This is a genomic window from bacterium, from assembly GCA_020440705.1.
Taxonomy (GTDB): domain Bacteria; phylum Krumholzibacteriota; class Krumholzibacteriia; order LZORAL124-64-63; family LZORAL124-64-63; genus JAGRNP01.
The window spans coordinates 1-19,536 of record JAGRNP010000077.1 but is presented as its reverse complement, the minus strand read 5'-3'; the positions used below and the strand labels follow the sequence as shown (position 1 = coordinate 19,536).

16 protein-coding genes are annotated in these 19,536 nt (G+C 70.7%); 5 read left to right on the top strand and 11 right to left on the bottom strand.

The window, feature by feature from the left end; all coding sequences use genetic code 11:
* Positions 1 to 105: 105 nt before the first annotated feature.
* From corA to KDM41_11995, 3 genes are all read right to left on the bottom strand, one after another.
* Complete coding sequence (corA, locus tag KDM41_12005) at positions 106 to 1,194, bottom strand: magnesium/cobalt transporter CorA (protein ID MCB1184150.1); 1,089 nt, start codon at positions 1,192 to 1,194, stop codon at positions 106 to 108.
* 85 nt (positions 1,195 to 1,279) lie between these two features.
* Positions 1,280 to 2,698 carry an MATE family efflux transporter gene (locus KDM41_12000; protein MCB1184149.1) on the bottom strand — a complete coding sequence of 473 codons (1,419 nt, stop codon included), beginning with the start codon at positions 2,696 to 2,698 and terminating at the stop codon, positions 1,280 to 1,282.
* Between the two features lie 278 nt (positions 2,699 to 2,976).
* Complete coding sequence (locus tag KDM41_11995) at positions 2,977 to 4,365, bottom strand: OmpA family protein (protein ID MCB1184148.1); 1,389 nt, start codon at positions 4,363 to 4,365, stop codon at positions 2,977 to 2,979.
* A 183-nt stretch (positions 4,366 to 4,548) separates the two neighbouring features.
* On the opposite strand from KDM41_11995, the gene KDM41_11990 reads away from it, so the two are divergent.
* The 4 genes from KDM41_11990 to KDM41_11975 are packed head-to-tail and all read left to right on the top strand — an operon-like array spanning position 4,549 to position 6,980.
* Positions 4,549 to 5,121, top strand: a complete 573-nt coding sequence (locus KDM41_11990; protein MCB1184147.1) for a sigma-70 family RNA polymerase sigma factor — start codon at positions 4,549 to 4,551, stop codon at positions 5,119 to 5,121.
* Positions 5,114 to 5,377 carry a hypothetical protein gene (locus KDM41_11985; protein MCB1184146.1) on the top strand — a complete coding sequence of 88 codons (264 nt, stop codon included), beginning with the start codon at positions 5,114 to 5,116 and terminating at the stop codon, positions 5,375 to 5,377. Before KDM41_11990 ends, KDM41_11985 begins: the two co-directional genes overlap by 8 nt.
* 22 nt (positions 5,378 to 5,399) lie before the next feature.
* Positions 5,400 to 6,221 carry a mechanosensitive ion channel gene (locus KDM41_11980; protein MCB1184145.1) on the top strand — a complete coding sequence of 274 codons (822 nt, stop codon included), beginning with the start codon at positions 5,400 to 5,402 and terminating at the stop codon, positions 6,219 to 6,221.
* Between the two features lie 9 nt (positions 6,222 to 6,230).
* A complete protein-coding gene (locus KDM41_11975) occupies positions 6,231 to 6,980 on the top strand; it encodes a CPBP family intramembrane metalloprotease (GenBank protein MCB1184144.1) in 750 nt (249 codons plus the stop codon).
* On the opposite strand, the gene KDM41_11970 is transcribed toward KDM41_11975, so the two are convergent.
* Positions 6,977 to 8,107 (bottom strand): beta-lactamase family protein, encoded by a 1,131-nt coding sequence (locus KDM41_11970; protein MCB1184143.1) that lies wholly within the window; start codon positions 8,105 to 8,107, stop codon positions 6,977 to 6,979. The genes KDM41_11975 and KDM41_11970 overlap by 4 nt on opposite strands.
* A 376-nt stretch (positions 8,108 to 8,483) precedes the next feature.
* Here KDM41_11970 and KDM41_11965 point away from each other — a divergent pair, with 376 nt between their 5' ends.
* Positions 8,484 to 10,742 carry a methyl-accepting chemotaxis protein gene (locus tag KDM41_11965; protein MCB1184142.1) on the top strand — a complete coding sequence of 753 codons (2,259 nt, stop codon included), beginning with the start codon at positions 8,484 to 8,486 and terminating at the stop codon, positions 10,740 to 10,742.
* 46 nt (positions 10,743 to 10,788) lie between these two features.
* On the opposite strand, the gene KDM41_11960 is transcribed toward KDM41_11965, so the two are convergent.
* The 7 genes from KDM41_11960 to KDM41_11930 all read right to left on the bottom strand — a co-directional run.
* Entirely contained in the window at positions 10,789 to 12,333 is a 1,545-nt protein-coding gene (locus tag KDM41_11960; protein ID MCB1184141.1) for an aspartyl protease family protein, read from the bottom strand.
* Between the two features lies 1 nt (position 12,334).
* Positions 12,335 to 12,943 (bottom strand): helix-turn-helix transcriptional regulator, encoded by a 609-nt coding sequence (locus tag KDM41_11955; GenBank protein MCB1184140.1) that lies wholly within the window; start codon positions 12,941 to 12,943, stop codon positions 12,335 to 12,337.
* A 110-nt stretch (positions 12,944 to 13,053) separates the two neighbouring features.
* The gene (locus KDM41_11950) at positions 13,054 to 14,523 is read right to left on the bottom strand and encodes a peptidase M64 (GenBank protein ID MCB1184139.1); all 1,470 of its coding nucleotides are present in this window, start codon (positions 14,521 to 14,523) and stop codon (positions 13,054 to 13,056) included.
* Between the two features lie 111 nt (positions 14,524 to 14,634).
* A complete protein-coding gene (locus tag KDM41_11945; GenBank protein ID MCB1184138.1) occupies positions 14,635 to 16,764 on the bottom strand; it encodes a methyl-accepting chemotaxis protein in 2,130 nt (709 codons plus the stop codon).
* Positions 16,765 to 16,941: 177 nt separating this feature from the next.
* Positions 16,942 to 17,421, bottom strand: coding sequence for a methylglyoxal synthase (locus KDM41_11940; GenBank protein MCB1184137.1), 480 nt, complete (start codon positions 17,419 to 17,421; stop codon positions 16,942 to 16,944).
* A 30-nt stretch (positions 17,422 to 17,451) separates the two neighbouring features.
* The gene (locus KDM41_11935; GenBank protein ID MCB1184136.1) at positions 17,452 to 19,143 is read right to left on the bottom strand and encodes a hypothetical protein; all 1,692 of its coding nucleotides are present in this window, start codon (positions 19,141 to 19,143) and stop codon (positions 17,452 to 17,454) included.
* Positions 19,144 to 19,248: 105 nt separating this feature from the next.
* Positions 19,249 to 19,536 (bottom strand): methylglyoxal synthase (locus KDM41_11930; GenBank protein MCB1184135.1); only part of this gene is annotated, 288 nt, incomplete at its 5' end.

The following is a 19,536-nucleotide window of genomic DNA, read 5'->3' as shown; positions in this document are numbered from 1 at the left end:
GCGTTGCGGTCCCTTGCCGTAGCTCCGGCTACGGCGGCGGAATCGCGCCTTGATCTCGGCCCGGCCAGGCGCACCGGATACCAAAGTGAGTTTTTCAACAGCCTGCTAGCGGAACCACCCCTTGCGGTAGAACCACGCCACCAGGCCGGCGCTGCACAGCACCATCAGGCCCAGGGCGTAGGGGTAGCCGAACTTCCAGCCCAGTTCGGGCATGTTCCAGGCCGAGATCGCCGGGTCGAAGTTCATGCCGTAAAGGCCGGCGATGAACGACAGCGGGATGAAGAGCGTCGAGATGACTGTCAGCACCTTCATGACCTCGTTCATGCGCAGGTTCACCAGGTTCATGTAGAGGTCGATGAGGCTGTCCACGTGGCCGGCCTGGTTCTCGACCACGTCGGCGGCGTGGCGGGCGTGATCGACGCAGTCCTTCATGAAGGTGCGGGTCTGGGGCTTGAGGAGGTCGAGGTCGGGCTTCATGAGGCCCTCGACCACGTCGCGCAGCGGCACGGCGTAGCGGCGCAGGGTGACCAGGTCGCGCTTGAGCTCGTACAGCTTGCCGATGTGCTGCTTGCGGGGGTTGTCCAGGACGCCGGTTTCCATGTCGAACAGGGACTGGCCGAAGCGTTCGAGCAGCGGGAAGTAGGAGTCGACGACGGCGTCGGTCACGGCGTACAGGAGGTAGTCGACCCCGCTGTTGCGGATCAGGGGGCGGCCGTTGCGCGCGCGTTCGCGGACCCCGTCCAGAACGTCGCTGTCCTTCTCGAACACCGTCACCAGCAGGCCGTCGTCGACGAAGAGGGAGACCTGCTGGGTCTGCAGCACCTCGCCCTGGTGGGGCACCCGCGCGACGCCGTAGAGGTGGACCTCGTAGTGGTCGAGCTTGGGCCGCTGCCCGACGTTCAGCATGTCCTCGAGGGCGAGCTTGTGGAAGCCGAGCGCGTCGCCGAGACGGACCAGGCGATCGAGGTCGCCGAGACCGTTGATGGTGACCCACACCACCGGATGGGCGGCGCGCAGTTCGGCCAGCCCCGCGACGTCGATGTCGTCGTGCTCGACGAGCTCGCCGGGGCCCCAGGCCATGGCCGAGACCGAGGTGGGCCCGGCGCCGTCGGGCGAGTTCAGGGTGCCGGGCGAGGCGCCCACGCGGGCGTGGGACTGGTGCAGGGGAATGCGGCGGCGCGGGGTCAGGCTCATGGTCACCGTCCGTTCGGGCTGGGGTCGGGGTGGGCGCCCATTATGACCCCGATGGCCGCCGGCGACAACCGCCGACCCGGGCCGCTCAGACCGCGTCGCCCAGGGCGGCGCCGCCCTCGCCGCCGGCCTCGGCGTCATCCTGCTCGATGACCGCCGACTTCCAGTCTCCCCGGAGGAACCACGCGAACGCCGCCGTGCCGGCGATCAGGTTCGAGAGGTTCATGGCCCACCACAGGCCGTTCGGCCCCCAGTGCCAGACCTGCGTCAGCAGCAGCGTCACGGGGATGCGCACCGCCCACAGCCGCCCCGTGTTGACCACCATCACCGGCACCGTGCGGCCCGAGCCCTGGAAGGCGCCGAAGAGCACCAGGATCAGGCTGAAGGCGAAGACCGAGAAGCTGGTGATGCGGAAGAGGTCGGCGCCGTAGGCCACCACCTCCGGGTCGGCCACGAACCAGTGGGTGACGTGGGAGCCGAAGAAGTAGGTCAGCGTGGTCAGCGGCAGCAGGAAGGCCGTGATCAGGAAGGCGGAGCGGCGCACCGAAAGCGAGGCCCGGTCGGGTTTGCCGGCGCCGAGGTTCTGGCCCACCGCCGTGGCGTTGGCCTGCCCGAGGGCCATGGCCGGCACCGAGACCATCAAGATCACGCGGTGGCCCACGCCGAAGGCCGCCGTCACCGACGAGCCGAAGCCGTTGACGATGCCGATCAGCAGGGTGAAGCCCAGCGAGGTGGCCGTCGAGCCCACCGAGAGCGGCAGCCCGATGCGCAGCAGCCGCAGGAGCAGGGCGCCGTCCCAGCGCAGGTCGCGGGCCCGGATGCGGAAGCCGTCGCCGGCGAGCAGCTCGCGCAGGGCCAGCAGCGAGGCCAGGCCGCGGGCGATCACCGTCGCGGCGGCGGCGCCGGCCACGCCCATGGCGGGCACCGGCCCCCAGCCGAAGATGAGGATCGGGTCGAGCACCACGTTCACGGCCACCGAGATCAGGTTCACCCGCATGGGCCCGACCGTGTCGCCGAGGCCGAAGAGGATGCTCTGGTAGGTGTGGAAGAGGAACATGAGCGGCACGCCGACCAGGATCCAGCGCATGTAGACCAGCGAGTCGGCGAAAGCGTCCGGCGGGGTCTGCAGCAGGCGCAGCAGGGGCCCGGCGAAGACGAGCCCGACCACGGCGAAGAGGCTGCCGGCCACCATCTGCAGCACCATGCTCTGGCCCGCGGCGGCGGCCATGCGGCCGGGGCGTCCGGCGCCCTTGTACTGGCTGACGAGGGTCGTGCCCGCCTGGCCGAGGCCCATGGCCAGGGCGATGCCCACGAAGACGATGTTCATGGTGATGGTGGGCGCGACGAGGGCCGTCTTGCCCAGCTTCCCGAGCCAGAAGGCGTCGACCAGGTTGTACAGGGTCTGCACCAGGAAGCTCACCGACACGGGCCACGCCACCGCCATCAGGTGGCGGGTCATGGGTCCGGTCGTCATGTCGCGGCCGTGGCTGTCCATGGGTGCCGGCACGGGAACCTTCCTGCGGGAAACGGGAACGGGGACGGTCCGGCAAGAATAGTCACGGAGCGGCGGAAACCCCACCCCGACTTGCGGGCGGGCCGGACGCGGGGCGGGGCGGGCGGAAACAGGAGCGGGGCGGCCTCCCCCACAGGGACCGCCCCGCCGCCGGCGCCGTGGGCGATGTCGCGGCGCCGCGTTCGTGATGCTGTTCCCGGCCGTCCCTCGACTCGGGAGGGACGGCCGGACGGAAGCGCTGTCTCGTCTGACGATGTGTGCGGTATTGCCGCTTACCGCTCCAAGTGCTTCCGGTGCTCGATCTCGCGCTTGAGCTCGTCGGGGTTCAGGACCCGGAACTCGACCCGCCGATTGGCCCGGCGGCCCTCGGCCGTGGCGTTGTCGGCGATGGGCTCGTTCTCGCCCGCGCCGGTGGCGGTGCAGCCGGTCATGTCGCGGCCGGGCAGCTCGCCCGTCAGGTAGTCGAGCACCGCCTGGGCCCGCTTCTCCGACAGCTTCTGGTTGGAGGCCGCCGAGCCGGTGTCGTCGGTGTGGCCGACGATGCCGAGCTTCAGCTCCGGCCAGCGCACCATCGTCTCGGCGATCTCGTCCAGGATGGGCGAGTGGGCCGGATCGAGCTGCGCCGAGCCCGAGGCGAAGGCGATGTTGGTGGTGGCGATGACGCCGGTGTCGAGCAGCTGGATCTCCGTCTCGGTGACGGCGATGGGGCAGCCCGCCGCGTCGACCTGGAGGTTCGCCGGCGTGTCGGCGCACTGGTCGATGCCGTCGAAGACGCCGTCGCCGTCGCTGTCGGTCGGGCAGCCCGACGCGTCGACGAGGGCCCCGGCGGGCGTGTCGGCGCACCGGTCGATGCCGTCGAAGACGCCGTCGCCGTCGCTGTCGGTCGGGCAGCCGGAGGCGTCGACGGTGGCCCCGGCGGGCGTGCCGGCGCACTGGTCGATGCCGTCGAAGACGCCGTCGCCGTCGCTGTCGGTGGGGCAGCCGGTGGCGTCGATGGTGGCGCCGGACGGGGTGTCCGGGCAGGCGTCATCGCGGTCGCGCACGCCGTCGCCGTCGGAGTCGCGGCTGCTGCGGCCGAAGCCGATCTGCAGGCCCACCGTGGCGATCAGGTTGTGGGTCACGGCGTCGTCGTTGGGGAACGAGGGGGTCAGGTTCGACATGACGTCGCGCAGCTCGAGGCGCAGGGCGCTGAAGTTGGCGTTGTCGCCGCCGAGGCGCTTGCGCACGCCGAGGCCGAACTCGGCCCCGTTGAGCACCTCGGTGCCCGGCACGTCGTCGGCGTCGTGGTCGAGCTGGGCCCAGCCGCCCAGCAGGTAGGGGGCCCAGTTCGCGCCGGGCCGCAGGTCCCAGACCAGGTCCAGGCCGTAGTGGTCGATGTCGACCCCGACCCCGTCGGCGCTGCGGTCGGGCGTCGAGCGCCCGTAGGTGCCCTCGACGGAGAGCGCTCGCGTCAGATGCAGGGCACCCCGGGCGCCGAACAGGAACGAGTCGTCGAGCCCCACGTCGCGCGACCAGAAGCCGGCGCCGGCGTAGGGCGTGAGGGAGAACAGGGGCTTGTCGTGGGCGTCGATGCCCGCGTCGGCGGCCAGGGCGCCGCCGGCGACCGTGGCCGCCAGGGCGACGGCGACCAGGGTCGACGTGATGGTTTGGCGATGGCTCATCGGATCCTCCGTTGGTGGGGGCCGCGCAGGGCCCCGTTGGGCGACAAAGTCTCGATTGCACCGGATTCGCGCTTCAGACACGGCCCGATCCCGAAAGTCACATGATTGGAGATTTTTATTTGGCCGGGCCTCCGGCTACAATGGCATGTGACTTCGCGGCGACAAGAGTGTCAAGGAGATGGAATGACCCCGACCGACCAGGAACTCGTGGCCCGGATCCGTTCCGCGCGACCAGGCGACCTGCGGGCGTTCGACGAGCTGCTGCGCCGTCACCAGGACCGCGTGCAGACGAACTGCCGCTACCTGAGCGGGAACGAGGAGGAAGCCCTCGACCTCGCCCAGGAGGTGCTGGTGAAGGCCTACTTCAACCTGTCCGGCTTCGAGGGCCGCGCCGGGTTCGGCACCTGGTTGAACCGGATCAAGGTGAACCACTGCCTGAACCACCTGCGCCGCCGCCGCAGCCGGGTCTTCGTCGATGTCGACGAGCCGGAGCTCGAGGGCCACGCCGCCCTGCACTCGCGGCATCCGGCCGACCGGGCCGCGGCCGCGGGCGAGACCCGCGAGGCCATCTCGCGCGTGCTGGACGGCCTGCCGGAGACCCTGCGCGTGCCGCTGATCCTGCGCGACATGGACGGCCTCTCGTACCAGGAGGTGGCCGACGAGCTCGACCTGGGCCTCTCCGCGGTGAAGATGCGCATCAAGCGCGCCCGGGAGGAGTTCCGGCGCGCCTACGCCGAGGAGCACGACGTTGGCTGACGACCGCCCCGACGGGCCCGCCGGCCCCCCGGACGACGACACGCCCCTGGCCGAGGTGCGCGATCTGCGCGTGGCCCCGGATCCGGACCTGGCGGGCCGCGTCCAGCGCGACATCAACCGGCGCACGCTCGCCGCGGACAGCCTCGACTTCTCGTTCAACGTGATGCTCGCCACGTTCTGGGAACACGTGCGCAGCCTCATCGACGTGTGGCCCGGATCCGATGCGGGATCCGGCGACGACGATCCCGGCGCCTGAGTCGGGGGGGAAAGGGAGAGACATGGACAACGGATTCTCGCCTCGCACGGCCCTGACCTCGGTGCTCGACTCGCTCACCGGGGCCTTCGCCGGCTTCGTGCCCAAGTTCCTCACCGGCCTCGGCGTGCTGCTGGTTGGCTGGATCCTGGCTCGCATCGCGCGCCGGGCCATCCGCACCGCGTTCGCGAAGCTGCGCCTGGACGACGGCCTCGAACGCCTCGGCCTGACCGGCACCCTGCGCCGCCTCGGCCTGCACCGCACGCCGGGCGAGCTGCTCGCGGGCCTCACCTACTACCTGATCCTGATCCTCTTCGTGCAGAGCGCGGCCCAGTCGATCGGCCTGGTGGCGGTGTCGGGTGCCATCACCTCGTTCTTCGGCTACCTTCCCAACCTGGTGGCCGCCGGGCTCGTGCTCGTCGTCGGCATGCTCATCGCCCAGTTCGCCAGCGGCGCCGTCACGCGCTCGGCGCGCGACTCGGGCGTCGAGTTCGCGCCGGTGCTCGGCCGCATCGTGTCGGCGCTGATCGTCTTCGTGGCCGCCCTGATGGCCGTCACGCAGCTGCAGATCGACACCGAGGTGATCCGGGCCGTGGTGCTGGTGCTGCTCGCTGGCTGCGCCCTGGCCCTGGCCCTGACCTTCGGCCTCGGTTCGCGCGACATCACGCGCAACCTGGTGGCGGGGTACTACGCCCGCAAGATCTTCACGCCGGGCGAGGCCATCGAGATCCAGGGCCGGACTGGCGTGCTGGCGGGCGTCGCGGCCGTGCACGCGCTCATCGAGCAGGACGGCCGCCTCGTCACCATCCCCAACAGCGTCTTCATCGAGGAGGCCGTGCGGCAGTAGCCGCGGACCATGAACCTGCACGCGCTCGATCTCTTCGCCGCCGCCGTCCTCGTCTACCTCGTGGTCGTGATCCCGCTCGTCGGCATCTGGGACGCCCGCCGCCTCAAGGCCTGGACCGCCGCCGGGCGCCCCGACGCCCGCCTCGCCACCTACCGCTGGATCCTGGTCCTGGAATGGGTCTCGGCCCTGGGCCTGCTCGGCGCGTGGATGGCTCTCGGCCGGCCCGCCGCCCCGCTGCGCCTGGGCCTCGGCTTCGCCGGCTGGCAGTGGTTGCCCGTGGGCGTGACCGCCGCCCTGGTGGTCGTGCAGCTGTGGCAGTCGCGCGTGGCCATCGCCGACCCGCGCGGGCTGGCCAAGGTGCGCCGCAGCATGGGCGACCTCATCGCGCTGGCGCCCCGCGACGCCCGCGAGCTGCGGGTCTTCGGCTCGCTGGCGATCACGGCCGGCGTGTGCGAGGAGATCATGTACCGCGGCGTGCTGCTGGCGGTGACGGCGCCCGTCGTCGGCCCCTGGCCCGCCCTGGCCGTGACGTCGGCGATCTTCGGCCTCGGCCACGCCTACCAGGGCGCCGGCGGCGTGCTGAAGACGGGCCTGGTCGGCGTGCTCTTCGGCCTCGTCACGCTGCTCAGCGGCAGCCTCGTGCCGGCCATGGTCCTGCACGCGGTGATCGACATCTCGGCGGGCCAGATGATGCACGCCGCGCTGCACGCGCCGGCCGCCGTGGACGACGAGCCCGCCGGGGCGCCGTCCGCGGGTTAGTTCCCTGCCGGCCTCTCCCCGCCCGATGCGGCCGCGACCTCCGCGACCAGCGCCGCCGCCAGCTCCCTTCCCCGCGTCGCATGGTGGTTCAGCACCGCGCCGCTGACCGTCAGGTCGAGGGTTTCGACGTGGTAGGCGAAGGTGTTCCAGAAGCCCGTGTGGCCCCAGGCGAGCCGGCCGGCGAAGTCCTCGCGGAACAGGCCCAGGCGGTAGTTCAGGGCGCCCCGGCCCAGCATGGCGACGGTCATCTCCGGTGACAGCACCCGGCCGGTGACCAGGGCCCGCAGGAAGCGGCCCAGGTCGTCAGCGTCGCAGATCAGGCCGCCGCCGCCGTAGAGGTCGAGGGTCGGATTCCAGCCGGTCGTGTCGAGGTCCCCGTAGTATTGGTGCGCCCGCGGTCCGGCCCCGCCCGGCGGCGCCTCGTCGCGCTCCCACCAGGTGGCGTCGAGTCCCAGTGCCTCGTAGCCCAGCAGCCGATGGACGGCGGCGCCCAGCGACAGCCCCGTGCGCTCCTCGATCAGGCCGCCCAGCAGGATGTATCCCGTGTCGGAATAGTGGAACGCCTCACCGGGCGCACTCTCCGGATCGCGCCACTCCACGCAGAGCCGCACCTGCTCGTCCCGCGTCCACTCCCGCTGCGGATCGGCCTCGATGGCCTCGGCGTAGCGCGGGTCGGCCGGATGCTCGGACAGGCCGCTCGTGTGCGACAGCACCTGGGCCAGGGTCATGGCGGCCAGATCGTAGCCGTCGGCCGCCAGCGCCTCGCGGTGCCGGGCCGGCAGCACCGCGGCCAGGGGCGTGTCCAGGTCGAACTCCCCCGCCGCCACCAGCTGCAGCACCGCCGCCGCCACGTAGGTCTTGGTGTTGCTGGCGATCCGGAACGTGTGCCGGGCGGTGAGGAGCGGGGCGTCGGGGCCGCGATCGGCCCGTCCGGCCGTGAAGTCCGTGTCCAGGCCCAAAGGCGGGCAGGTCACGTGGACCACGACGCCGGGCGCCTGGAGGTTGGCGGCCGCGAATCCGTCGACGGCGGCCTGCAGCCGGGCCTCCAGGGGCGTGCCGGCCCAGGCCGGGCCGAGGGTCACCATGGCCGCGAGGACCGCGATCAGGAGGGGGAGGGGGCGCTTCATGGGGGGGCTCCCGGGTTGGGGTGGGGTTCCCCCATGGTGCGCCTCGCGCCGTGGATTGCAACCCGAACCTTGTGCCTCGGAAAATGTGTCCGCGTCCCGGCATCCTGCTTCGTGAGGTGGAATAGGCGGATTGGAGCTCGAATTCGGCCAGCTGGGACCTTGAGGCCACCAGGCGAACCCCCTGATCCGGCCCGGACACATTTTCCGAGACACGGGCATCTCATCACACGAATGGTCAAATCAGCCCCGACGTGGGCTTAAGGGGAAACCGTAGGGGGCGATAGCGAATCCAGAAGTCCCGACCGTTCTCCCGGTCCCATTCCCCGGATTCCGCAGGCGGATCAGCGCCGATCGCCGCGAAAGAGGTAGGCAAGTCGTGAAGAACATGAAGCTGGGCAAGCAACTCGTGCTGGCGTTCGTCGGCCTCAGTGTGGTGCCGTTCGTCGTCATGGGCGTGATCTCGATCCGTGTCGCCGACAAGTCCCTGAGCAAGGCGTCGTTCGACCACCTGGAGGCGGTCCGGGAGATCAAGAGGCACAAGATCGAGAACTACTTCGCCGAACGGGTCGGCGACGTGAACGTGCTGGCCACGATGCCGACCGTCGTCACGGCCATGGCCGACATGAGCGCCGCCTTCGACGCCGGCGAGCACTCGATCGAGAACATCGGCTGGGAGGCGGTGGCGAGCGCCTACGGTCCGTGGTTCACCCAGTACCAGCAGGAGTACGGCTACTACGACGTCTTCCTCATCGACGTCGACGGGTACGTCGTCTTCACGGTGGCCCGGGAGTCCGATCTGGGCGCGAACCTGCTCGCGGGCCCGCTGGCCGACAGCGGCCTGGCCGACTGCTTCCGGCAGGCGCGCGAGAGGGCGACCCTGGTCGACTTCGCGCCCTATGCGCCGAGCAACGGCGAGCCCGCGTCCTTCCTCGGGGCGCCCGTCGTCGACGGCGGCGGCCGCTTCATCGGCGTCGCCGCCCTGCAGGTTCCCCTCGACGCCATCAACGCCATCATGACCGAGCGCTCGGGCATGGGCGAGACCGGCGAGACGTATCTGATCGGTCCGGACCATCTCATGCGCTCGGACTCCTATCTCGACCCGACCGGCCACTCGGTGCTGCCGTCGTTCGCCGATCCGAACCGCGGCGCGGTGAAGACCGAGGCCGCCGATGCCGCCCTCAAGGGCGAGGCCGGCTCCCGCATCATCATCGACTACAACGGCAATCCGGTCCTGTCGGCCTTCACGCCGGTCGAGGTGGGCGAGCTCCGCTGGGGCCTGCTGGCAGAGATCGACGAGGCCGAGGCCTTCGCGCCCATCAAGGCGCTGCAGATGACCATGCTGGTCGTCGGCGTGTTCGGCGCCGCGCTCATCGTCGGCGTCGCGTTGCTCATCACCCGCTCCCTGACGCGGCCGCTGCTCGCGACCGTCGACATGATCCGCGGCATGGGCCGGGGCCGTCTCGACCGGCGCCTGAAACTGGCCCGGGGCGACGAGATCGGCGAGATGGGGCGGACCCTCGACCGCTTCGCCGACACCCTCGAACACGAGGTCGTGGCGAATCTGCAGCGGCTCGCGGCCGGCGATCTCACCTTCGAGATCACGGACGTCGAGGACGGCGACGTGATCCGCGAGAGCATGCGCCGCCTGGCGAACGACCTCAACGAGGTCATGGATCGCATCCGCGCGGCCGGCGAACAGATCGCCGTCGGCAGCTCCGAGGTGGCGTCGGCGAGCCAGTCCCTGTCCGAGGGCGCCACCGAGTCGGCCAGTTCGGTCGAGGAGATCTCCGCCTCGCTGACCGAGATCACCGGTCAGACCAAGGCCAACGCCGACGGTGCCGGACGCGCCAGTGAACTGGCGGGTCAGGCCCGGACCGAAGCCCGCAGCGGCGACACGAGCATGAAGGAGATGGTCGCGGCCATCGGGGAGATCAACACCTCGGCCCGCGACATCGGGCGCATCATCAAGGTCATCGACGACATCGCCTTCCAGACCAACCTGCTGGCCCTGAACGCCGCGGTCGAGGCCGCGCGGGCGGGGGTCCACGGCAAGGGCTTCGCCGTGGTCGCCGAGGAGGTGCGCAACCTCGCGGTGCGCAGCGCCAAGGCGGCCAGCGAGACCTCCGAGCTGATCGAGGGTTCGGTGGCGCGGGCCGAGAACGGCACCCGCATCGCCGAGGAGACCCAGAAGGCCCTCGGCAACATCGTCGGGCGCGTCAGCGAGGTGACCGACCTGGTCGAGGAGATCGCCAAGGCCAGCCGCGAGCAGGCCGAGGGCATCGCGCAGGTGAACGAAGGCCTGACCCGGATCGACCAGGTCACCCAGAGCAACACCGCCAACGCCGAGGAGAGCGCGGCGGCGGCCCAGGAGCTGTCCGGCCAGGCCAGCGAGCTGCACGACCTGCTGGCGCGGTTCACCCTGCGCGGCGGCCACGGCGAGATGGGCCGGCGGCCGGCGGCCCCGGCGCCGGTCCTGAGATCTGCGCCGCAGGCCACGCGGACCCCGCTGGCGCCGCCGAAGCTCACGCCGCGCCCGGCGAAGTCCGCGGCGACGCCGGTCGGGCTGCAATCCGTCGACGAATCCTGGGAAGACATCGCCTCGAGCGTCGGCCAGGCCGTCGAGATCGACTGGTAGCAACCCGCGAACCGGACGGACCCCCGTCCCGCTGCGCCCCGGGGACTCAGTTCCCGGGGCGTGGCGTCAGGGCCATGCGCATCCCGCCGTAGTCGAACACCAGCAGGAAGTCGTCGAGCAGCTCGTTCCCCACGTTGCCGTCGGTGGCCGCGTCGGCGAAGGCGCCCTCTTCGGCGAGGGCGAAGGCCGCCTCGACGTGCTCGAAGCGCCGTCCGCCCAACTCGACCCAGGCCACGGGCCCCTTCTTGGCCGCCACGAATCCGCCGACCCCTCCGAGCTGCGTGTCCTGCACGCGCCGGTTCCGCAGCAGCCCGAGCCGCTCGACCGTGGGCTGGTGGAAGGTCAGCGTGCCGTCGGCGCCGGTGTCGAGGCGGAACACCGCGTCGTGGCCCTCGAAGGCGCCCGGCACGCAGGGGTGGCGGCCGAAGAGGAAGAGCGGGGTCCAGGTCAGGTCGGTGCCGGGATAGGTCGTGCGGTCGTGCAGGGCGATGCGCGGCGCCTGGTGGTCGAACTCGACCACCGCGCGCGCGAGCACCCCGTAGCCGAGCACGCCGGCCAGCGGCTTGCCGAAATAGCCCGAGAGGAACTGCAGGTCCAGGCCGACGTAGGCCGGGTCGTCCATGACCAGGGGGCCCAGCTGCAGGCTCGCGCCGCGATAGAAGGCGCTCTTCACGTCGCCGCCCACGCCCTTGGCCGTGATCTCGCCGAAGCCCGCGTAGCCGAGCGAATCGGCCGCGGCGTTGTCGAGACACAGGGCGCCGGCGCCCGTGTCGAAGATGAACCACCCCACGTCGCGGCCGTCGAGCAGGGGGTGCACCAGCAGGTGGCCCGACGGGGCGCGGAAGATCTCCAGGTCGGCGGGCAGGTCGGCCAGGAAGCGGTGGTCCGCGGCGGGACCGATCGCGGGGGCCAGAGCCGCAGTCACGGCTTTCGGAGCGTCCAGGACGGTGACCTCTTCGGCGCGCAGGGTCACGGTCTCGCCGCTGTCGGAGGTCTGCTCGACCACGGCGGGCCACCGGACGCCGCCGAAGTCGCGTTCGCCGCGGTACGCCGTCTCGCGCAGCTTGTCGCCGACGCCCACGCGGAACGCCACGAGGCGGCCCTCGGCGTCGACGTCGGCCGCGCCGTGCAGGCCGCGGTCGCCGTGGGTGAAGGGCCTTTGCACGCCGCCGCCCTCGCGCGGGACGGATGCGCTCCACACCAGGCGCCCGCCGTCGTCGGCGTCGGGCCAGGCGCCGGCGAGGAAGAGCCCGTCGAGCACGGCCTGGTCGCGGTCGCGCAGGTGAAGGGGGCGCGAGGTGCCGTTCCAGTCGCGGTCCCAGGCGGTCGTGCCATCCCAGCCCGTGACCTGGGGCAGGGGGCCGCCGAGTTCGAGGCGGTAGCGGCCGTCGCTCGCGACGACGAGCCGGAACGGGCCGTCGACGCCGAGGGTGCTCGCCGCGCCGGTGATGACGACGGCGGCGGGCGCCGACGCGCCGTCCCGGCGCAGGCCGGTGCCTGCGGTGGCGGTGGCGGTCGCGCTCAGGCAGAGGGCGGCGGCAAGGCAGCCGGCCGCTGCGACGGCGAGGGGGAGGTCGTGGCGATGCTTCATCTCAAGGGTCCTTTCGATCGTCGTCGGCGCGGTCGGAGCGCAGGCGGCGGTGGGGGTCCAGGGGCACGAGCACCCGGGTCAGGGCGTACAGTTCGGAGTCCGGGGCCTTGCCGCCGCCGGCCATGAGCTCGTCGATCTCGCCGAGCAGCGCCAGCAGGCGGTCGCGCTGGGCCGGGGTGAGCCAGGCCTTGAGGCGCCCGCCGGTGAGGGGGCGGTCGGGCCGGCCGTCGACGATGGTCACCCGGTCGAGGGCGGCGTCGAAGTCGCGCTCGGCCAGGCGCAGCACTCCGGCCACGGTGCGCCCGATGGCGCGGCGCACGGGGCGCGACGACTCGTAGCGCATGCGCAGGGGGCGGCCGGGCAGGTCGTACACCTTTTCCGGGCGGGGTCCGTCGTCGCGAGTGCCCGCCTCGCGCACCAGGTCGACCTTCCGCAGCAGGCGCAGATGGTAGTAGAGCGAGTCGGGGGCCCGGTTCAGCTCGGCGGCGATCTCGGCCACGGTGGCCGGACCGAGGGCCTGCAGGGCGTCGACGATCTCCTGCCGCACCGGCGAGGCGAGGGCCTCGAGCTGGCGCCGGCCGGCGATGGGATGGGCTGTGGATCGGGTCACGGGCGTCCTCCGGGTCAGGTTTGTTGAAATATATACGAAAATTTCAACAAAGGGTTGCGCATAAGAAAGGCCCGCCGGGGCGGGCCATCAAGGGCGGATCCGGCGGGGCCCTACTCGCGGTAGCGCTCGATCACCTCGCGGATGCCCCGCTCGCAGGCCGCGCAGAAGGGTTTGATCCCCTTGGTGAACATGATGCAGTCGAGCTCGGCCCGGTACATGCCGCGCGCCATGTAGCCCGCGCCTTGGAACGCCCCGACCTTCCCGTGGGCCGGATTGGCCGCGAACCACGCGTCGACCTCGAGCTGGTGCCGCAGCGAGAGCTCCTCGCCCCGGGCCTTGGCCGCCTCGACCTCGGCCGCGGGCGCACCCGACGTCATCAGCCGCGCGATCTCGTCGTTGATGGCGCCGCGCTCGGTCTGGTAGGCCACGTCCGCCTTGTCGTAGTCGTCCTGGTCCCAGGGGGTGGGCAGCGCCACGCCCGGCGTCGCGAGGTCGCCCCACTTCAGGTGCGCGGGGTCGCGCAGCGCCGTGATGTTGCGCTCGTTGGGCTCGCGGCCCGGCTTGTAGAACTCGTCGTAGCCGGTGCTCGAGGTGTAGTACTCGTCGGCGAGCCCGGCGAAGCTGTGCCCGAACTCGTGCAGGAAGACGTACTCGCTCCACTGGTTGTCGCTGGTGAAGGTGCAGAACAGGTTGTAGATGCCGCCGCCGCCGTAGCGCTCGTGGTTCACCATGATGTAGAGCACGTCGTAGGGCGCGTGGGCGGCGATGTCGCGGATGGCGCGGTTGTCCTCGGTGAGCAGGTAGCGCTCGCTGTCGAGGGAGTCGAAGGTGCTGCCGAGGGCGGTGTTGCGGTGCACGCCGCGGCTCGGTTCGTCGCAGCCGCTCTCGAGGGACGACCGCAGCACGCCCCACACGTTGAACTGGTCGCGGCGGCTCGCGTAGGGCTCGTGGTTCAGCATGGTGTCGGCGAAGCGCCGGCAGTCGGCCGCGAACTTGTCCGTCTCGAGGGGGGTGTAGCCGTCGCCGACGATGGCGATGTCGACCCGCTGGTGCGGGTCGCCCGAGACGGCGGTCTCGAACACGCGCACGCCGCCCGGCAGGGCGTCGCGCCGGATGTGCCAGTCGTCCGGCTCGATCTCGCGCCGGAAGATCTCGCGCAGCCCGTTGTCGTCGCCGCGCACTTCCAGCGTGAAGACGATGGGCATCTTCGGCATGGGCAGCAGCGCCGACTCGTGGTAGGTGCGGCGCTCGCCGGTGCCCGCGCGGGCCGTCGTCTTCCACTCGCCGAAGTACGAATCGAAGCCGCGCGACCAGACCAGTTCGCCGCTTTCCCTGTCGTAGGCCTTGGCGTAGTAGCGGCCGAGGTCCAGGTCGTCCACGAGCCGGGTGCGGCTGCCGGCCCAGGTGCCCTGGCGCCACATCTGGTCGAGCGAGACGATCTCCTCGTCGGCATTCCCCGTGTGGAAGTAGTCGACGCGGAGGGTCTCGTCGTGGAAGCGGGCCTCGAAGGTGGCCAGGTCGGTGTCGGCGGCAGCCGCTCCGGCGGCCAGCAGGATGAGGCAGGGCAGGATACGGCGCACGAACGGTCTCCTCGCTGGGGGAACCGGGCGCGGCGGAAAGCGGCGCCCGCGCGGGGAGCCTAGCTCATCCACGCGGGCGCCGCCACCCGGTTCACCACGGAGGGTCGCGTCCTAGCCCCAATCGCCGGTCAGCACGGGGACCTCGTCCGGGACGCCGAAAGCGTCATCCGGCGCGAACGCGGGCACCGGGGTGGGGGCAGGCAGTTCGATGCGGCCCGGCGCGGCCGGCCCGGCGGCGGCCGACGGCGCGGCGGCGTGTCCGCCGGTCCGGAACGCCCCGATCTGGTTCTGCAGGTTGCGGGACTCGTCGACCAGCATCTGCGAGGCCGACGCGAGTTCCTCGGCGTTGGCCGAGCTCTGCTGGACCACCGTGTCCACCTGGCGCAGACCGTCGCTGATCTCGGCGATCGAGGTCGCCTGGTCGACGGCGGTTCGGGCGATCTCGTCGACCATGGTCGCAGCCCGGTTCACGTCCGCGGCGATGGCTTCGAACGACTCCGCCGCGTCGGCTGACAGTTCGGTCCCCTGCCGGACCTTGCCGGTCGTGTCCGCGATCAGTTCGCTGGTCTCCCGGGCCGCCTTGGCGCTGCGTCCGGCCAGCTGCCGGACCTCCTCGGCCACGACGGCGAATCCCCTGCCGTGGGAGCCGGCGCGCGCGGCCTCGACGGCCGCGTTCAGAGCCAACAGGTTGGTCTGGAAGGCGATGTCGTCGACCGTCTTGATGATGACGGCGATGCGCGCGCTGGAGGCGCTGATCTCCTCCATGGCGCCGCGCAGGGCCTGCATGCGGGCGCTGCCGGCGTCGGCGGCTTCCTGGACCGTGCGCGTTGCTTCGCTCGCGCTGCGGGCCCCGTCGGCGTTCTCGCGGGTCCGATCGCTGATCTCCGTCACCGAGGCGGAGATCTGCTGCAGCGAAGCCGCCTGCTCGGTGGTGCCCTGGCTGAGCGACTGGCCCGTGTCCGAGATCTCGCGGGCACCGGTGGCCACCCGGTCCGAGTTGACCCGCACCTGCCCGATCAGGTCGCGCAGCCGCTCGACCATGTTGCGCAGGGCAAGTCCGAAGCGGTCGCGGTCCGACGCCACCTGCACCGAGACGGTGAGGTCGCCACCGGCGATGTGTTCGGCCACGGCCGCCTGCTCCGCGAGCGAATCGGCCATGCGGTTGAGGGCCGTACCGAGGCGGGACAGTTCGTCCCGCCCGGACACGTGGATCCGGCGCGAGGTGTCGCCCTGGGCGATGGCGTCGGCGAGGTCGAGGGCCTCGGCCATGGCGGCCGTCAGGCGCGTGCTCACCCGCAGCGTGATCAGGGCGCTGCCGACGAACGCGACCAGCAGGGCCAGGCTCCAGCCGACGAGCGAGACGTTGGCGTCGTGGTAGATCTTGTCGGTCAGGTCGGCCACCCGGCTGTACTGGTCCTGCAGGACGGCGTCGACCTGGTCGATGACCCCGGTCACGTCGCCGAAGACCTGCTGCGCATCGAGTCCGTAGCCGCCGGCCTGGGACCGGGCCATGACCGTCTCGTAGTAGTCTTCGGTGTGCTTCCACTGGGACGAGGCGAGCACGGCGCCCAGCTTCTCCCGGTTGTTGCCGTCGAGGACGAGGATCGGCGACGCGAGCCCGCCCGCGGCCCGCTCGTGCAGGGCGGCGAGGGCCACGACCTGGATCGAGGTGAGGGCCTTGTCGGCGGCGGCCGCTCCGGCGAGATTGGCCCGGAAGCGCCCGGCGTACTCCTTGGTCTGTTCGAGGGAGGCCAGGGCGAGGAAGCGTTTGCCGACGCCCTTGTCGGTCTTCTGCTGGGCCTCGTCCTGCACGCGGTCCACGAGGACCTGGATGTTCGAAGTGTACGCCTTGACGACGTCGCCGACGGGGCTGCCGCCGTCCGCCTGGCGCCGCATGCCGGCGACAGCGTCCGCGACCGCGTCCAGGGCGGCGCGGCTGTCCTGACCCAGGCCGAGACCGTCGAGGGTGGTCCGGAATTCGGCGGCGGCGGCGTCGGTGTCCTTGCGGGCCGCCTCGACGGGAGCCCGTGGGCCCCCCTTGAGGTGGACCGCGGTCGCCCCGCGCTCGACCTGAAGGTCCCGCGCCAGCGATGAGCAGGCGATCATCACGGTCGTGCTGTCCTTCCACTTCTGGCTGCCGCTCCGCAGGACGAGCTTCGGGCTCATGACCTGCCAGGCGATGACCGCGAGGATGAAGAGGGGAAGCCCCCCGACGAGCCCGATCCGGTGGGTGATGCGCATGATTCCGCTCCTGGACGTTTGCACGGACAACGAGACCGGCAGGCGGACCGAGTTCTGGATCCCTGCAGCCGGATTTACGCGTGGTCTTTAGATTTCGTCATCCCGGCAGCGGACCTGAGGGAAAGTTCGACCGGAAATACTGCCGTGAAGCGCCGATTCGGCGCGAACCGCCCGGCCTCAGTCCCCGTCCGGCACCGAACGCTGGAGGTAGGTGCTGTAGTCCTTCAGGATGGGGTCGTAGCGTTTGTGCATCAGCGGCGAGGAAATCATGAAGTCGGCGCTCGAGCGGTTGCAGGCCATGGGGATGTTGTAAACGACGGCGATGCGCAGCAGGGCCTTGACGTCGACGTCGTGGGGCTGGGCCTCCATGGGGTCCCAGAAGAAGATGACGAGGTCGATGTCGCCCTCGGTGATCAGGGCGCCCAACTGCTGGTCGCCGCCCAAGGGGCCCGACTTCAGCTTCCGGATCGCGAACCCCTTCGGGATCTTCGCCGCCGGCACCTTGGCCCGGATCGCCTCCTCCACGAGGCGGCCCGTGGTCCCGGTGCAGGTCAGTTCGTGGTCGAGCAGCAGCTCGACGTTGAACTCGACCCACTCGATGAGGTCGCGCTTGCGGTTGTCGTGGGCCACGAGTGCGATGTTCTTGCGGGCGTCCATGCTCGCGCCCTTTCGGGTTCGTGCGGATCTCTACTTCAGCAGCATGAGGCGGCGGGTCGACGTCGTGCCGCCCGCCTCGAGCCGGCACAGGTAGGCGCCCGAGGCGACCGGCCTGCCGCCGGCGTCTCGGCCGTTCCAAACCACTTCGTGTCGTCCGGCGGCGAAGGGGCCGTCGGCGAGACGGGCGACCACGCGGCCGTCCAGCCCGACCACCGTGACGCGCGCGTCGCCCGGCGCGGGCAGGGCGAAGGCGATGGTCGTCGCCGGGTTGAAGGGGTTGGGGTGGTTGCCCAGCAGGGCGGGGCGCGCCACCTGCAGCTCGCCGTCGGGGGCGGCGGCGGGCAGGTCGCTGACGAGGATGTCGCCCGAGGCGACGACGCGGTTCTGATCCACACCCAGGCCGTCCCACATCACGTGGTACAGGCCGGGAGGCACTTCCATCCCGTCGAAGCGGGTACGGTCCCAGATCAGCGTGTGGTAGCCGCTATCGTAGTTGTCGTAGGTCAGGGTCCGGATGAAGTACCCGGATGAATCGACGATCCTAATCTTGACCGCGCCGTGGGTTGGTATGTAGAAGCGGAACTCGGCGACCTCGCCCGCGAGCAGGGGATTCCCGCAGGGGGGGTCCATGAAGCCGGCAACCGTGGACCGGAATGGTCCGGGGCCCGTCTGCCAGTCGGTGGGATCGGTTTCACCGCGCGGGGTGCAGGTGCCATCGCGCCAGGTGATTCCCTCGTGGTCGTACCCCAGCACGAATGCGACCTCGTCCCCGATGCACATGTTCAAGGTCTCGAGCCGGCCCGATCCCGCAATATCCCGCCAGTCGCAGGAGTTCGTGAATGACGGCCAGGTGATGCCGGTCGAGTCGGGCCACACGGTGGGATTGATGGGACGGGCCCGTCCGGCGAGGAATCCATCCAGCGCGAAGTTCGGATCGGTGAGGATCCCGATCTCCGCGGGCGTGAGAGGACGATCGAAGGTCGCGGTCATCTGCTGCAGAGGACCGGTGACTTGCGCAGAGGTGTTCGGGGACGAGCCGGCGACGACCGGAATCCCGTCGGCGCCGACCATGGTCAGCGTCAGTTCGAGCGGGGGATAGGGATCGAAGGAGAAGGGAACATCCACGTCGAGGACGTCGCTGTCCATCCGCATGATGTAGTCGCCGGCCGGAAGCGGCCCATTGCTGCCGTTCCCGTTCCAGCTCAATCCCGTTGCCTCACCCACGGTTCCCTGCCACAGGTCGCTCACGCGCGTCGTGCCGGTGGCGTCGTAGATGCCGAGATCGGCCACGGCACCGCCGTCGATGGACATCATGATCGGCCGGAGGACCGTGCGGCCGTCGATGACCAGACCCGGCCCGAGAAAGAGCCCTTCGCCGCACCGGACGACGAATTGTCGGCTCGACAATCCGTCCGGGCCGTCGAGGAGGGCGGTATATGAGCCCGGGATGAGCGGTTCGCCCGATTCGTCACGGCCGTCGAAGACCACCTCGTGTTGCCCGGCGGCCAGCACGCCATCGACGAGGGTCCGAACCGGCAGATCGGTCGACGAATCGCCGATCACGAGGCGCACGACAGCCTCTTCGTACATCGTGAACGGGATGATCAGATCCCCGTCGTCGATACAGGAGATCGGGTAGAAGAAACCGAGGGACTGGGCGATTCCCGGCCCCGGGGCCGTCATCGACCCGACCACGATCAAGAGAACGAGCAGTCGTTTCATCGGGATTCGCACCTATTCCATTGGTCGCACGCGCCGTCCCCCCTTGGACGGCCCGCTTCGGCAATGATACCACGTTCCAGCCCTTCCATGGGCCCGTTGAGGCGCCTATCCGGAGGTGCCCGGCACCGTCCGCGTCAGGTATTCGTCGTAGTCCTTCAGGATGGGTTCGTACTCCTCGTCCATCAGGGCCGACGAGATCACGAAGTCGGCAGTGGCCCGGTTGCAGGCCATCGGGATGTTGTACACCACGGCGATACGCAGCAGGGCCTTGACGTCCACGTCGTGGGGCTGGGCCATCATGGGATCCCAGAAGAAGATCACCAGGTCGATCTCGCCGTCGGTGATCAGGGCGCCCAACTGCTGGTCGCCGCCCAGGGGGCCCGACTTCAGCTT

What these genes read in the sequence shown, in the direction of transcription:
- KDM41_11960 (MCB1184141.1), bottom strand. Translation starts at nt 12,333, where the DNA reads ATGAAGCATCGCCACGACCTCCCCCTCGCCGTCGCAGCGGCCGGCTGC.
- corA (MCB1184150.1), bottom strand. Translation starts at nt 1,194, where the DNA reads ATGAGCCTGACCCCGCGCCGCCGCATTCCCCTGCACCAGTCCCACGCC.
- KDM41_11980 (MCB1184145.1), top strand. Translation starts at nt 5,400, where the DNA reads ATGGACAACGGATTCTCGCCTCGCACGGCCCTGACCTCGGTGCTCGAC.
- KDM41_11935 (MCB1184136.1), bottom strand. Translation starts at nt 19,143, where the DNA reads ATGAAACGACTGCTCGTTCTCTTGATCGTGGTCGGGTCGATGACGGCC.
- KDM41_11995 (MCB1184148.1), bottom strand. Translation starts at nt 4,365, where the DNA reads ATGAGCCATCGCCAAACCATCACGTCGACCCTGGTCGCCGTCGCCCTG.
- KDM41_11945 (MCB1184138.1), bottom strand. Translation starts at nt 16,764, where the DNA reads ATGCGCATCACCCACCGGATCGGGCTCGTCGGGGGGCTTCCCCTCTTC.
- KDM41_11970 (MCB1184143.1), bottom strand. Translation starts at nt 8,107, where the DNA reads ATGAAGCGCCCCCTCCCCCTCCTGATCGCGGTCCTCGCGGCCATGGTG.
- KDM41_11975 (MCB1184144.1), top strand. Translation starts at nt 6,231, where the DNA reads ATGAACCTGCACGCGCTCGATCTCTTCGCCGCCGCCGTCCTCGTCTAC.
- KDM41_11990 (MCB1184147.1), top strand. Translation starts at nt 4,549, where the DNA reads ATGACCCCGACCGACCAGGAACTCGTGGCCCGGATCCGTTCCGCGCGA.
- KDM41_11940 (MCB1184137.1), bottom strand. Translation starts at nt 17,421, where the DNA reads ATGGACGCCCGCAAGAACATCGCACTCGTGGCCCACGACAACCGCAAG.